At 44.9% G+C, this 686-nt stretch carries 1 protein-coding gene; it reads left to right on the top strand.

Annotated elements, in window-relative coordinates:
• Positions 1 to 686: bifunctional riboflavin kinase/FAD synthetase (ribF, locus tag KIV40_RS27045; RefSeq protein ID WP_285352264.1), on the top strand; the 686-nt coding region annotated here is incomplete at both ends.

Here is a 686-nt window from a genome sequence, read left to right as displayed (position 1 = left end):
AACTGTTTGCTCGTGACAAAGCCCCTGCGCGTTTAACTCGCTTAAGAGATAAGTTCGTGCAGCTGAGTAAGCTGGATATTAGCCGTTTATTGTGTGTCAATTTTAACCACTACTTCGCGAACCTATCGGCGGATGCTTTTATTAAAGATCTGTTGGTGGACAAACTTGGTGTGAAGTTTTTGGTGGTGGGTGATGACTTCTGCTTCGGTAAAGGTCGCACCGGCAATTTCGTTATGCTTAAAGAAGCGGGTGAAAAGTATGGTTTTGAGGTGGTTAGTACCCAAAGCTTCTGCTTAAACCAGCTACGTGTGAGTAGCACTGAAATACGCAATGCTCTGGCGGTTGACGATTTAACCTCTAGCGCAGCCATGTTAGGGCGTGATTACAGTATCAGTGGTCGTGTGTCTCATGGGCGTAAACTGGGAAGAACTATAGGCTTCCCAACGGCGAATATCCCACTTAAACGTTGTGTCTCTCCAGTCTCTGGGGTGTATGTTGTTGAAGCAGTCGACATCGATGGTTCACCTGTCGGTGGTGTTGCAAATATCGGACAACGACCAACCGTAAATGGAGTTCGTCAGCAACTAGAAGTGCATTTTTTTGACTTTAAAGCCAATTTATATGGTAAACAGTTAGAAGTACGTCTTTTGCACAAATTGCGCGACGAGAAAAAGTTTGAATCGTTC

This window comes from Vibrio sp. D173a, assembly GCF_030248475.1.
This window is presented reverse-complemented; position numbering and strand designations above follow the sequence as displayed.